Raw genomic sequence first — 13,220 nt, 5'->3', positions numbered from 1 at the left:
GCTCCCACAAGGGTCTTGTGCACTGACTAGAACGACGACTGAATCTTGATCCCGCCAATCAGCGCGTCATCGACCTTGTCCACGCCGCCCGGATGGCGGATGTACTGCAGGTTCGGGCGCACGGTCAGCCAGTTCGTCACGTGTACGCCGTAATACAACTCGGCGCTGTACTCGGTGTCCTGGGGTGGCAAAAAGGCCGGGTTGTCGTAACCCTGGACGGCGCGGGCCTGGTTGGTGGCCTCGGCGTTCTTGCGGTAAGCCGGGTTGACGTGAACCCGAGCCAGGGCAAAACCGATGTCATCCCTGGCGCGGGCGTCGAACAGCCCCTTGTAGACGAGACCGGCCTGGACATAGTGGTCGATGGCGTTGGTTTTCTTGTCGTGCATCGTGGCGTTGGCGAACACACTCAGGCCACGGGAATGGTCACTGGCGACACTGGTCAGTTGCTGTTGCGCCCCCAACCACACGCCATGCTTGCTCGACGCGCTGCGATACGCCTCGCCGCTCAGGGCGGCCGGCTGGCCGTTGCGATCCTTGTAGGCGTCGGTGGCGTTGGCACTGCTGTAGTAATAACCGGCGCGGTATTCGCCCGGCAGACCATTGAGCTTGGGCGACCACACCAGCTCCACCGGCACTACGGCGCCCTGGGTGCCGCTGCCGCTGAGCTTGAAGCCGTTACCGGTTTCCAGGTTCGAGGGGTTTTGTTCATAAGCCCCGATCTGCGCGTACAGCTCAGGCGTGAGGTGATACTTGACCCGCAGCGCCCACTGGCTGACCGGCCAGTTGTACCAGATGCCGCCCACCCAGTTGCCCACTTGCGAGCCGCAGAACGCCAGGTTCTGGAAGTCGCAGGGGAAGCTGTTGAAATCCTCGCCCTCACCGAAACGACCGGCCTTGATATCGAGCCGGTCATCGAAAAATGCCTGCTGATACCACATCTGCGTCAACCGCCAGGTCTGGCCACGGCCCCAGACTTCCTGGGCGGAAGTGAAACCGCCAACGCGCGGGTCGTTGATCCGGTCATTGCTGATGTTATTGCCGCTGCGCTCGGTGACCGTCAGTTGAAACTCGGCGGCGCGCCAACCGAGGATTTTCTGCAGGTCCAGGTGCGTGCCAAAGGCGAACTGGTCGCTGTAGCGAGCGGTGCGGTCATGGTCGTAGCCGCCGTGCAGGTTGCTGCCCATTTCGCCGGTGTAATCGAACTTGAAGTCGTAGCCTTTTTTCGCGAGTTCGCTTCGCGTGCCATTCCAGTCACCCAGCATCCAGGGTGAGTCGCTGTCGAACGCGGGAGCGGCCTGAGCGCCGATGGCAATGCCCAAGATGCCGAGACCGGCCATCAGGTGAAGGGTGTTTCTGGCGGCAATACAGTGCCGGACAGCGCTGTCTTGCAGAGTCTGAACATCGAACATAAAGAAGGAATTCTTGATCTTTTTAGGGGATTCGCTGAACGCCGGGGGCTTTGGCACGGCAGAAGAAGCGTTTCAGCAGGCGGCGCAAGGATAATGTCCTGTTACAAATAGAGAAAGGCCTTTTACTGACATGAATCATTTCGGATTCGGTAACAGTAGGCGTTGCGCAAAGCCGCGAAACAAACAGGCAGCGTTTCAGTGATACTTCCACCACGCGGGCACCTCGGCTAAGGTGCGCGGCTTTACACCTCTTTGCGCGAAGGCCTCCCATGACCGAATCCAACAACAACCCGCTGCACGGCGTGACGCTGGAGCAGATCCTCAACGCCCTGGTGCAGCACTACGAATGGTCGGGTCTGGCCGAGCGCATCGACATTCGTTGCTTCAAGAGCGACCCGAGCATCAAGTCCAGCCTGACCTTTTTGCGCAAGACGCCGTGGGCGCGGGAGAAAGTCGAGCGGCTGTACATCAAGCTGATGCGCACCAAACGACCGGTCTGAGCTGTGGACATTCAGATCCGTCGGCGCCCCGCGCTGCGACAATGTTTCGTGTCAGTGGCGGCCCTGTTGGGCTGGGCCGGGTTGAGCATCCAGTTGTACCTGATCCTGCTCGGTCGCTGGGAACTGGGCGCGAGCTTGCTCGGCGGCCTGGTGAACTTTCTCAGTTTCTTCACCGTGCTGACCAACACTCTGGTGGCCGTGGTGCTGACCTGGGAACTGATCCAGCGAGAATCGCCGGCCCGGCGCTGGTTCTTGCAGCCGGGGGTCAGCAGCGGCATTACCGTGAGCATTACCTTGGTCGGCCTGGCCTACAACCTGCTGCTGCGACATCTGTGGCAACCCGAAGGCTGGCAGTTCGTGGCCGACGAATTGCTGCACGACGTCATGCCGTTGCTGTTCATGACCTACTGGTGGTTCTGCGTACCCAAGGGCACCTTGCGCATGAAGCACATCGGGCTGTGGATGATTTACCCGGTGGTGTACTTCGCGTGGCTCCTGCTGCGGGGGGAATTACTGGCGGCGTACCCCTACCCTTTCATTGACGTGGCGAACCTGGGTTATCCACAGGTGCTCATCAATGCCGCAGGGATATTGGCGGGGTTTGTCGCGATTGCGCTGGGGGTGGTGGGATTGGATCGGTGGCGTCGCTGAAATAAAGATTTTGAGGAAAAATATCTGTGGAGGCCAAACCTGTGGGAGCAAGGCTTGCCCGCGATGAATGATCACGCGGTCCACCTGACGACCTGGGTGCCTGCATCGCGAGCAAGCTTTGCTCCCACAGGTATGTGCTCCTACAGAGTCTTGTGTGGGCGTCAGCGCCTCACCGGCAACATCCACACCAATCCACTGGCCTTGGCCCTTTCATGACACAACGCCAGAACACTGCGTCGCTCATCGTTGTCCATCCGGCTCCAACGGGTGATTTCCGCCACGGTGCGCTGGCAGCCGGTGCAGATGTCGTCATCGTCCAGGGCGCAGATGTTCACGCAGGGCGACGGAACCGGGCGTTCTGGCGGGTTCATTGCTCTTGCTCGGCCAAGTCGCGGGCGTAGCGCTGCGCGTTGTGAACATAGTGCGCCGCGCTGGCCTCGAGCATCTTCTTCTGCGCTTCAGTCAATTCCCGCACAACCTTGCCGGGTGAGCCCATCACCAGAGAACCGTCAGGAATCTCCTTGCCTTCGCCGATCAGCGAGTTGGCGCCGATGATGCAGTTCTTGCCGATCTTCGCTCCGTTGAGGATCACCGCATTGATGCCGATAAGGCTGTAGTCCCCCACCGTGCAACCGTGAAGCATGGCGTTATGGCCGATGGTCACGCCGATGCCGATGGTCAGCGGGAAGCCCATGTCGGTGTGCATCACCGTGCCGTCCTGCACGTTGCTGTTTTTGCCGATCAGGATCAGTTCGTTATCGCCACGCAGCACCGCGTTGAACCAGACATTGGCGCCTTCTTCGAGGCGGACCTTGCCCACCAATGTGGCGTTGGGGGCGACCCAGCTCTGTGGGTGGGTTTCGACACGGGCATCACCCAGGCGGTATTTCATGAGGTTCCTCGGGGCTTCAGGTATTGATGAAAGTCTTGGGCGGAGTGTGCAGGTCGATGCCGGCGTCGAACATCAGGTTGACCAGCTCGACCACCATGATCGCCGTCAGGCCCCAGATCTTGTACTCGCCAAAACGATAGCTGGGCACGTACCAACTGCAGCCCTGGTAGTCGATGCGGTGAGTGTGCTCGCGCGGGTCCTTGCGAAAGAACTCCAGCGGTACGCTGAACACCGCGGCGATCTCGGCATCGTTGGCCTGGTACTCGACATAGTCGGGAATCACCCCCACGTAGGGCGTGACCTTGATGCCGTGCAGCGAGATCAAGGGACTGAGGGGGCCGATCACTTCCACCAGGCCGGGGGGCAGGCCGATTTCTTCTTCGGCTTCGCGCAAGGCGGTGAAAATCAGGTCCGGGTCTTCCGGGTCGCGGCGCCCACCGGGAAATGCAACTTCGCCGCCATGAGTCGAAAGCCCGCTGGCGCGCAGGGTCAGGACCAGTTCCGGCTCGTCACTGCGGGTAATGGGCACCAGCACCGCCGCTTCAGGGAAACGTCGGTCAGTCTCCAGATCACGTGGGGTATGGTTGCTTACTCGATGCAGTAGCTCGTCCAGCATGAGACTTCTCGATTTATTCGCTACCTTGCATCATGCACCAATCAGGCAAGCCGCCCAACCCCCGCACTGCGACGTGTCGCGAAACGACAACTTGCCGACAGCCGCCCGCAGACGCCAAGATAGGCGCAGCATTCAGGAACCCAAGCATGAAATTCTGCAGCCAGTGCGGTAACCCGGTAACCCAGCGTATCCCCGAAGGCGACTCGCGCTTGCGCTTTGTCTGCGATACCTGCCACACCATCCACTACCAGAACCCCAATATCGTGGCCGGTTGCGTGCCGACCTGGGGCAGCAAAGTGCTGCTGTGCCGACGTGCCATCGAGCCACGGCGCGGTTACTGGACATTGCCGGCAGGTTTCATGGAGAACGGCGAAACCGTCGAGCAGGCCGCCGTGCGCGAGACCGCCGAAGAAGCCTGCGCCCGCGTGCGCAACCTGAGCATTTATACGCTGATCGATGTTCCGCATATCAGCCAGGTGCATGTATTCTTCCGCGCCGAGCTGGTGGACGAAGATTTCGCCGCCGGGCCCGAGAGCCTGGAAGTGAAACTGTTCGACGAAGCGGACATTCCCTGGGACGAGCTGGCTTTCCGCACGGTGGGCCGTACCCTAGAATACTTCTATGCTGACCGGCGAACCGAGGACTACCCGGTGCGATCCGAATCGATCCCGCCGCTGGCCCAGCCTGCCAATACCTAAAAATCCATAATAGCCGCGACACCTCTAGGGATATCGTTTCAATGCGCTGGTTGCTTGTCCTGTTCTGCTTGTCGTTCGCTGCGGTGTCCCAGGCTTCTGCGGTGGGAACCTACAACGGCAAGACCATCGAAAAAGTGCTGGTGCTCAAGTCCGCCCATCAATTGCAATTGATCAACGACGGCAAACCACTGAAGACCTATCGCATTTCATTGGGCAAAGGCGCCAAAAAAGGCCCCAAGCTGATCGAAGGCGACAAGCGCACCCCCGAGGGTTTCTACTGGATCGACTGGCGCAAGACCAGCGACCGCTTCTACCTGTCGATGCACATTTCCTACCCCAACATCAGCGACGCCGCCCGCGCCCGCCGCGAAGGCGTGGAACCTGGGGGCATGATCATGATCCACGGCACCCCTGATTCCGAAGAAAACCCTGAGCAGTTGTTCCACACCCTGGACTGGACCGACGGCTGCATTGCCATGCGCAATGTGGACATGCGCGAGGTGTGGAACCTGGTGCCGGATGGCACCATGATCGAGATCCGGCCGTAGCGCCCGACCACACATGAGTTCCCTGTGGCGAGGGGATTTATCCCCGTTGGACTGCGCAGCAGTCCCCTAAGCCAACAACTCAATCTGCCTGAAACACCGAATTGCCTGGCTTGAGGGCTGCTGCGCAGCCCAGCGGGGATAAATCCCCTCGCCACAGGTCCGTGCCCACAGTTGTGTTTCAACCTATATCGCGACCAATAAAAAACCCGCTGAATCAATCAGCGGGTTTCTCATTCAACGGCCGGACGATCAAAAATCCTCCAACCGCCACACTTCATAAGCCGGTGTCTCATAGGGATGGCTCTGCTTCAACGCCGCCACCGCCGCACGAATCAACTCATCGGCCACGACAAGCTCCACTTTCCATTCCTCGACCTGCTCGACCTGCCCCGCTTCGCCAATGAACGGCTGGCTGCCGTCCAAGGGGCGGAACTGGCCCAGGCCCAGCACTTGCCAGGCGCAGTGGTCATAGGCGCCGATCCGTCCGCCACCGGCGGCGAATACGGCGCTTTTGACCACGTCCAGGTGGCTGGCCGGGACGAAGAAGCAGAGCTTGTACACGCCCTTAGTTCACCCAGACGCGGGCGTTGCGGAACATGCGCATCCATGGTGCGTCTTCGTTCCAGTCGTCCGAACGCCACGAGTTCTGCACCGCGCGGAACACACGTTCGGGGTGCGGCATCATGATCGTGACGCGGCCGTCGCGGCTGGTCAGGCCGGTGATTCCGCGCGGCGAGCCGTTCGGGTTGGCCGGGTAGGTTTCGGTGACCTTGCCGTGGTTGTCGACGAACCGCAGCGACACGCAACCGGACAAATCGGCTTCGAGCAGGGCTTCTTCGCTTTCGAATTCCGCATGGCCTTCGCCGTGGGCGATGGCGATCGGCATGCGCGAACCGGCCATGCCCTGCAGGAAGATCGAGTTGGATTCCTGGACCTGGACCATCGCCACGCGCGCTTCGAACTGCTCGGAACGGTTACGCACGAAGTGCGGCCAGAACTCGCTGCCCGGGATCAACTCGTGCAGGTTGGACATCATCTGGCAACCGTTGCACACGCCGAGGGTGAAGCTGTCGGTGCGTTCGAAGAAGCCCTGGAACGCGTCGCGGGCGCGGCTGTTGAACAGTGCCGACTTGGCCCAGCCTTCACCGGCACCCAGCACGTCGCCGTAGGAGAAACCGCCACACGCGACCATGCCCTTGAAGTCGTTCAGGTCGACACGGCCGGCCAGGATATCGCTCATGTGCACGTCGATCGCGTTGAAACCGGCGCGGTCGAACGCCGCCGCCATTTCCACCTGACCGTTGACACCCTGCTCACGCAGCACCGCCACTTGTGGGCGAATGCCTTTCTTGATGTAAGGCGCGGCCACGTCATGATTGACGTCGTAGCTGAGCTTGGCGCTCAAACCCGGGTTGTCTTCTTCCAGCAGCGCGTCGAATTCCTGCTCGGCGCAGTCGGCATTGTCCCGCAAGCGCTGGATCTGGTAGCTGGTTTCCGCCCACTGGCGCTGCAACAGACGGCGCTGGCCTTCGAAGACGGTGTCGCCGTTGAAGGTGATGTTGATGTGGGCGTTGTTGATCGGCTGGCCGATCACCGAGACGCAGTCGGCCAGGCCCGCTGCGCTGAACTGGGCAAGGATGTCCGGGGTGGCGTCCTGGCGAACCTGGATCACCGCGCCCAGTTCCTCATTGAACAGGATGGCCGGGATTTCAGCCGTAGACTCGGCAACGCTGTCGAGGGTCAGGCTCAGGCCGCAATGGCCGGCGAAAGCCATTTCCACCACGGTGGTCAGCAAACCACCGTCGGAACGGTCGTGGTAGGCCAGCAGATGACCGTCGGCGTTGAGGCCCTGGATGACCGCGAAGAACGCCTTCAGGTCTTCGGCATCGTCGACGTCCGGCGCTTGCGAGCCGAGCTTGCCGTGCACCTGGGCGAGGATCGAGGCGCCCATGCGGTTCTGGCCACGGCCCAGGTCGATCAGGATCAGGTCGGTGGTGCCCTTGTCCATGCGCAGTTGCGGGGTCAGGGTCTGGCGGATGTCGGTGACCGGGGCGAAACCGGTGACGATCAGCGACAGCGGCGAGGTGACGCTCTTGTCCACGCCTTCGTCGTTCCAGCGCGTGGCCATGGACATGGAGTCCTTGCCCACCGGAATGGTGATGCCCAGCTCCGGGCACAGCTCCATGCCGACAGCCTTGACGGTGTCGTACAGGCGGGCGTCTTCACCCGGGTGACCGGCGGCGGACATCCAGTTGGCCGACAGTTTGATGTCGGAGATCTTGCCGATGCGCGAGGCCGCGATGTTGGTCAGGGTCTCGCCAATCGCCATGCGGCCCGACGCCGGAGCGTCCAGCAACGCCAACGGCGTGCGCTCGCCCATGGCCATGGCTTCGCCGGTGTAGACGTCGAAGCTGGTGGCGGTCACGGCAACGTCGGCCACCGGCACCTGCCACGGGCCGACCATTTGATCACGGGCCACAAGACCGGTGATGGTGCGGTCGCCGATGGTGATCAGGAAACTTTTGCTCGCCACGGCCGGGTGGTGCAGAACGCGCTCGATGGAATCGGCAACGTCGAGCGTCGACGGGTCGAAATCATCGCCCAGCTCGGCTTCGCGAACGGCCGAACGGTGCATGCGCGGGGCCTTGCCCAGCAGCACTTCCAGCGGCATGTCCACCGGACTGTTGCCGAAGTGGCTGTCGGTGACGGTCAGTTGCGGCTCGGCAGTGGCTTCGCCGACCACGGAGAACGGGCAGCGCTCGCGTTCGCAAATGGCCTGGAAACGCTCGAAGTCGGCCGGGCCGACCGCCAGGACATAACGTTCCTGAGATTCATTGCTCCAGATTTCGTGCGGGGCCATGCCCGGCTCGTCGTTCGGAATGTTGCGCAGTTCGAAGCGGCCACCACGGCCACCGTCGTTGACCAGTTCCGGGAAGGCGTTGGACAGGCCGCCCGCGCCGACGTCGTGGATGAAGCTGATGGGGTTGTGTTCACCCAACTGCCAGCAACGGTCGATGACTTCCTGGCAACGGCGTTCCATTTCCGGGTTTTCCCGCTGGACCGAGGCGAAGTCCAGGTCCGCCGAGCTGGTGCCGGTGGCCATGGAGGAAGCGGCGCCGCCGCCCAGGCCGATCAGCATGGCCGGCCCACCGAGGACGATCAGCTTGGAACCGACCAGGATCTCGCCTTTCTGCACGTGTTCGGCGCGGATGTTGCCCATGCCGCCGGCGAGCATGATCGGCTTGTGGTAGCCGCGCACTTCTTCACCGCGAGGGGTGGTGATGGATTGCTCGAAGGTACGAAAGTAACCGGTCAGGGCCGGACGGCCGAATTCGTTGTTGAACGCCGCGCCCCCAAGAGGACCTTCGATCATGATGTCCAGGGCGTTGACGATGCGCTCGGGCTTGCCGTAGGGCTTTTCCCACGGCTGTTCAAAGCCCGGGATCTGCAGGTTCGATACGGTGAAGCCGGTCAGGCCAGCCTTGGGCTTGGCACCGCGACCGGTGGCGCCTTCGTCGCGGATCTCGCCACCGGAACCGGTGGACGCACCCGGGAACGGGGCGATGGCGGTCGGGTGGTTGTGAGTCTCGACCTTCATCAGGATGTGCACCGGCTCCTGGACCGCACCGTACTGGCGGGTCTCAGGGTTCGGGTAGAAACGCCCGGCGACGTTGCCGACGATCACCGCGGCGTTGTCCTTGTAGGCCGAGAGCACACCTTCGTTGTGCATCTGATAGGTGTTCTTGATCATGCCGAACAGGCTTTTTTCCTGGCTCTGGCCATCAATGTCCCAACTGGCGTTGAAGATCTTGTGCCGGCAGTGCTCGGAGTTGGCCTGGGCGAACATCATCAGTTCGATGTCGTGGGGGTTGCGCTTCAAGCCCTGGAAGGCGTTGACCAGGTAATCGATCTCGTCTTCGGCCAGGGCCAGGCCCAGTTCGGCGTTGGCTTTTTCCAGTGCGGCACGGCCACCGCCCAGCACATCGATGGCGGTCAGCGGTTTTGGCTCGGCATGGCTGAACAGGCCCGCGGCCTGCTCCAGGTTGCCCAGGACGATCTGGGTCATGCGGTCATGCAGGCCCTCGGCGATCAGTTGGGCCTCGGCCTCGCTGAACTCACCGGCGACATAAAAGGCAATGCCGCGCTCCAGGCGCTGGATTTTCGCCAGGCCGCAGTTGCGGGCGATGTCGCTGGCCTTGCTCGACCATGGCGAAATGGTGCCGAAACGTGGCAGCACCAGGAACAGACGACCGGTCGGCTCCTGGACAGGAACACTGGGACCGTACTTCAGAAGGCGCGCGAGCACCTGCTGTTCGTCGCCGGTCAAACCGCCGGTGACTTCGGCGAAGTGAGCGAATTCAGCATACAAGCCACTGACAGCCGGAACCTTCTGGCTCAGTTGCTCAAGGAGTTTGCTGTGGCGAAAGGCAGAAAGGGCAGGAGCGCCGCGCAGGATCAACATCTTCGGGACAGCCTCGGGAAGGGGGTGTGCTTTGAGGCCGTGCATTCTAGCCTAAACCGCTGGCGACGGCACCCGAAACGGCACGTACGATGCTGGCCGAATGTCGGTCTTTGCAGGAATGGCTCTTCCGGCCCCCGTTTGCACGGTCGTACCGAGATATTTTTCATCGGGGCAAAACACGGCGCCCCCCGGCCCGCCTGTGTTGCGGACACGTTTTGCAACCGCTAGCAGACTGGCCTTCTGCTGTCGAGATATGGCGGTCGGGGCCGTTTGCGTATACTGCGCAGATGTTTTCCCCAACGGCTTTGCGTCCGCGGTACGCCAAGTGGCTGATCGCAACCGGACTCTTCCTGGTGCTCAGTGGTTGTGTTGAGAAACCCAACACACTGGAGCGCGTGAAGGAGGATGGCGTGCTGCGGGTGGTTACCCGAAACAGCCCCGCCACCTACTTCCAGGATCGCAATGGTGAAACCGGCTTCGAATACGAGCTGGTGAAGCGTTTCGCCGACGATTTGGGGGTGGAGCTGAAAATCGAGACCGCCGACAACCTCGATGACCTTTTCACCCAACTGGGCAAGCCCAACGGCCCGGTACTGGCTGCCGCCGGCCTGGTCAGCAGCGAAAAACGCAAGAGTCAGGTGCGATTTTCCCACTCCTACCTCGAAGTCACCCCACAAATCATCTACCGCAACGGCCAATCACGCCCCACCGACCCGGCCGCCCTGGCGGGCAAGAAGATCATGGTGCTCAAGGGCAGCACCCACGCCGAACAATTGGCGCAGTTGAAACAGAAATATCCCGGCATCGAATACGAAGAGTCCGACGCGGTAGAAGTCGTCGACCTGCTGCGCATGGTGGATGAAGGCCAGATCGACCTGACGCTGGTGGATTCCAACGAAGTGGCAATGAACCAGGTGTACTTCCCCAACGTGCGGGTCGCTTTCGACCTGGGCGATGCCAGCAACCAGAGCTGGGCCGTGGCCCCTGGCGAAGACAACAGCCTGCTCAACGAAATCAACGCCTACCTGGACAAAGTGCAGAAGAATGGCACCCTGCAACGCCTGAAGGATCGCTACTACGGGCACGTTGATGTCCTGGGTTATGTCGGCGCCTACACCTTCGCCCAGCATTTGCAGCAGCGTCTGCCCAAGTACGAGAAGCATTTCAAGAACTACGCCAAGGCGGAAAAAGTCGACTGGCGCCTGCTGGCGGCCATCGGCTACCAGGAATCACTGTGGCAGCCGACAGTCACGTCCAAGACCGGTGTGCGCGGCCTGATGATGCTGACCCAGAACACCGCCCAGGCCATGGGTGTGTCCAATCGCCTGGACCCCAAGCAGAGCATCATGGGTGGCGCCAAGTACCTGGCCTACATAAAAGAACAACTGGACGAGAGCATCGAGGAGCCGGACCGCACCTGGTTCGCCCTCGCCGCCTACAACGTGGGTGGCGGTCACCTGGATGACGCTCGCAAACTGGCGGCCAAGGAAGGGTTGAATCCGAACAAGTGGCTGGATGTGAAGAAGATCCTGCCGCGCCTTTCCCAGAAGAAGTGGTACAGCAAAACCCGCTACGGCTACGCCCGGGGCGGTGAACCGGTGCATTTCGTGGCAAACATCCGCCGCTACTACGACATCCTGACCTGGGTCACACAGCCGCAGCTCGAAGGCGACCAGGTGGCCGAGGGCAACCTGCACGTGCCGGGCGTCGACAAGAGCAAGCCAAATCCAGAAACCCCGCCGCTCTGAATCCCCAATACACTGAGGCCCCCTTGTGGGAGCGAGCCTGCTCGCGATAGCGGTGTGTCAGTCGACATCAATGGTGAATGTCAGACCGCTATCGCGAGCAGGCTCGCTCCCACATGGGCCCTGCGTATGCATCAAACTTTGGCGGCTGCCAGGATCAGCGCTTTCATTTCAGCCACCGCCGACTTGAACCCGACAAACAATGCATGGGCCACCAGCGCATGGCCAATGTTCAGTTCATTGATGCCCTTGATGGCCGCGACGGCCTCGACGTTGTGGTAATGCAAGCCATGGCCAGCATTCACAATCAGGCCCTGGGCCAGACCGAAGGCGACGCCGTCGGCTACCCGCTGCAGCTCTTCAGCCACCTCGGTGGGCGTTTGCGCATCGGCATAACGGCCAGTGTGCAGTTCGATGGCCGGGGCACCGACGCGCCTGGAGGCTTCGATCTGCCGCTCGTCGGCGTCGATGAACAGCGACACCTCTGCGCCGATCTTCGACAAACGCTCCACCGCCGCCCTGATCCGTGCTTCCTGCCCCGCTACGTCCAGGCCGCCTTCGGTGGTCAGCTCCTGACGCGTCTCGGGCACCAGGCAAATGTGCGCGGGGCGGATGCGTTCGGCAAACACCATCATTTCTTCGGTCACGCCCATTTCGAAATTCATGCGCGTTTGCAACACGTCCTTGAGCAGCAGTACGTCGCGCTCCTGGATGTGACGGCGGTCTTCACGCAGGTGCACGGTGATGCCGTCGGCGCCTGCCTCTTCAGCATCCAGCGCGGCCTTGACCGGGTCCGGGTAGCGGGTACCACGGGCTTGGCGCAGGGTGGCGACATGGTCGATGTTCACGCCGAGAAGAATGCGATTGCTGGTGCTCACGAAAAGCGCTCCTGAGATGGACAGAGATTCGGCCCACAGCATACGGGTTGATCAAGGCTTGCGAAACAGCTCGCGACTGACCAGCGGCCGACCGCCCAAATGAACCGCCAGGGCCTGGCGCATCAGACGCTTGGCCGCCGAGAGCGCGCCCGGCGCACTCCAGTCGGCCTCGGCCATGGCCAGAAGTTCGGTGCCATTGAACAACCCGGGTTGCAGCAGGTAGACCTGTTCCAGGCCGGCATCCACCTGCAGCCGATACAAACCGTCCGCTGCGATGGGCTCGCCATGCAGGTCGGTGTTCAGGGCAAAACCGTAGCCCAGATCGTCCAGTAGCCGCCATTCGAAGGAACGCAACAGCGGTTCCAGAGGGCGACCCTCGGCCAGGGCCAACAGTGTGGCGGCATAGTGATCGAACACTGCGGGATGGGGGTCTTCGGCGGGCAGCAGGCGGATCAGCAGCTCGTTGAGATAAAGGCCGCTGAACAACGCCTCGCCGTTAAGCCAGGCCGCAACACCGTTGCTTTCCATGCGCCCGACGTTCTTCAACTCGCCCCGCCCCCGGAATTCCACTTCCAGCGGCACGAACGGCCGCGCCAGCGTTCCGGCCTTGCCACGCGCGCCCCGCAACACCGCCCGCAGTCGCCCCTGGGGCGTAAGAAAGTCCACCAAGGCGCTGCTTTCGCGGTAGGCGCGCGAATGCAGAACGTAGGCGGGTTGGGCGGTGGGTTGGGTTGGCGGCATGGGATCGCAGCTCTCAATGAGTAAACGCAGTATTACTGACAACCACAAACCACTGTGGGAGCGAGCCTGCTCGCGATGAG

General features: G+C 61.7%; 13 protein-coding genes. 5 read left to right on the top strand and 8 right to left on the bottom strand.

Annotation, left to right across the window (positions count from 1 at the left end):
* Window positions 1–26 precede the first annotated feature (26 nt).
* On the bottom strand, window positions 27–1,409 hold the full coding sequence (locus BW979_RS08965; RefSeq protein WP_076383639.1) for a carbohydrate porin: 1,383 nt from the start codon (window positions 1,407–1,409) through the stop codon (window positions 27–29).
* 269 nt (window positions 1,410–1,678) lie between these two features.
* Here BW979_RS08965 and BW979_RS08960 point away from each other — a divergent pair, with 269 nt between their 5' ends.
* Both BW979_RS08960 and BW979_RS08955 read left to right on the top strand, forming a co-directional pair.
* Window positions 1,679–1,909, top strand: coding sequence for a VF530 family DNA-binding protein (locus BW979_RS08960; RefSeq protein WP_047228895.1), 231 nt, complete (start codon window positions 1,679–1,681; stop codon window positions 1,907–1,909).
* A 54-nt stretch (window positions 1,910–1,963) separates the two neighbouring features.
* Window positions 1,964–2,560 (top strand): Pr6Pr family membrane protein, encoded by a 597-nt coding sequence (locus tag BW979_RS08955; RefSeq protein WP_231990611.1) that lies wholly within the window; start codon window positions 1,964–1,966, stop codon window positions 2,558–2,560.
* A 161-nt stretch (window positions 2,561–2,721) separates the two neighbouring features.
* Here BW979_RS08955 and BW979_RS08950 read toward each other — a convergent pair whose 3' ends face one another.
* The 3 genes from BW979_RS08950 to BW979_RS08940 are packed head-to-tail and all read right to left on the bottom strand — an operon-like array spanning window position 2,722 to window position 4,068.
* A complete protein-coding gene (locus BW979_RS08950) occupies window positions 2,722–2,931 on the bottom strand; it encodes a DUF1289 domain-containing protein (protein WP_047228893.1) in 210 nt (69 codons plus the stop codon).
* Window positions 2,928–3,452 carry a gamma carbonic anhydrase family protein gene (locus BW979_RS08945; RefSeq protein WP_076383638.1) on the bottom strand — a complete coding sequence of 175 codons (525 nt, stop codon included), beginning with the start codon at window positions 3,450–3,452 and terminating at the stop codon, window positions 2,928–2,930. The genes BW979_RS08950 and BW979_RS08945 overlap by 4 nt, the downstream gene beginning before the upstream one ends.
* 16 nt (window positions 3,453–3,468) lie before the next feature.
* Window positions 3,469–4,068 (bottom strand): CoA pyrophosphatase, encoded by a 600-nt coding sequence (locus BW979_RS08940; RefSeq protein WP_047228891.1) that lies wholly within the window; start codon window positions 4,066–4,068, stop codon window positions 3,469–3,471.
* A 146-nt stretch (window positions 4,069–4,214) separates the two neighbouring features.
* On the opposite strand from BW979_RS08940, the gene BW979_RS08935 reads away from it, so the two are divergent.
* The gene (locus BW979_RS08935) at window positions 4,215–4,766 is read left to right on the top strand and encodes an NUDIX hydrolase (RefSeq protein ID WP_047228890.1); all 552 of its coding nucleotides are present in this window, start codon (window positions 4,215–4,217) and stop codon (window positions 4,764–4,766) included.
* 41 nt (window positions 4,767–4,807) lie between these two features.
* A complete protein-coding gene (locus tag BW979_RS08930; protein ID WP_047228889.1) occupies window positions 4,808–5,314 on the top strand; it encodes a L,D-transpeptidase family protein in 507 nt (168 codons plus the stop codon).
* Window positions 5,315–5,563: 249 nt separating this feature from the next.
* Here BW979_RS08930 and BW979_RS08925 read toward each other — a convergent pair whose 3' ends face one another.
* A complete protein-coding gene (locus tag BW979_RS08925; RefSeq protein WP_047228888.1) occupies window positions 5,564–5,875 on the bottom strand; it encodes a Nif3-like dinuclear metal center hexameric protein in 312 nt (103 codons plus the stop codon).
* Window positions 5,876–5,879: 4 nt separating this feature from the next.
* A complete protein-coding gene (purL, locus tag BW979_RS08920; protein WP_076383637.1) occupies window positions 5,880–9,776 on the bottom strand; it encodes a phosphoribosylformylglycinamidine synthase in 3,897 nt (1,298 codons plus the stop codon).
* A 287-nt stretch (window positions 9,777–10,063) separates the two neighbouring features.
* On the opposite strand from purL, the gene mltF reads away from it, so the two are divergent.
* On the top strand, window positions 10,064–11,524 hold the full coding sequence (gene mltF, locus BW979_RS08915; protein WP_047228886.1) for a membrane-bound lytic murein transglycosylase MltF: 1,461 nt from the start codon (window positions 10,064–10,066) through the stop codon (window positions 11,522–11,524).
* A gap of 131 nt (window positions 11,525–11,655) precedes the next feature.
* On the opposite strand, the gene pdxJ is transcribed toward mltF, so the two are convergent.
* Together pdxJ and recO are read right to left on the bottom strand one after the other, a co-directional pair.
* Window positions 11,656–12,441 (bottom strand): pyridoxine 5'-phosphate synthase, encoded by a 786-nt coding sequence (gene pdxJ / locus BW979_RS08910; protein ID WP_218575751.1) that lies wholly within the window; start codon window positions 12,439–12,441, stop codon window positions 11,656–11,658.
* Between the two features lie 9 nt (window positions 12,442–12,450).
* Complete coding sequence (recO, locus tag BW979_RS08905; protein WP_076383636.1) at window positions 12,451–13,140, bottom strand: DNA repair protein RecO; 690 nt, start codon at window positions 13,138–13,140, stop codon at window positions 12,451–12,453.
* Window positions 13,141–13,220: the final 80 nt, after the last annotated feature.

It is taken from the genome of Pseudomonas sp. A214 (genome assembly GCF_900156295.1).
Classification (GTDB): domain Bacteria; phylum Pseudomonadota; class Gammaproteobacteria; order Pseudomonadales; family Pseudomonadaceae; genus Aquipseudomonas; species Aquipseudomonas rhizophila.
This window is presented reverse-complemented; position numbering and strand designations above follow the sequence as displayed.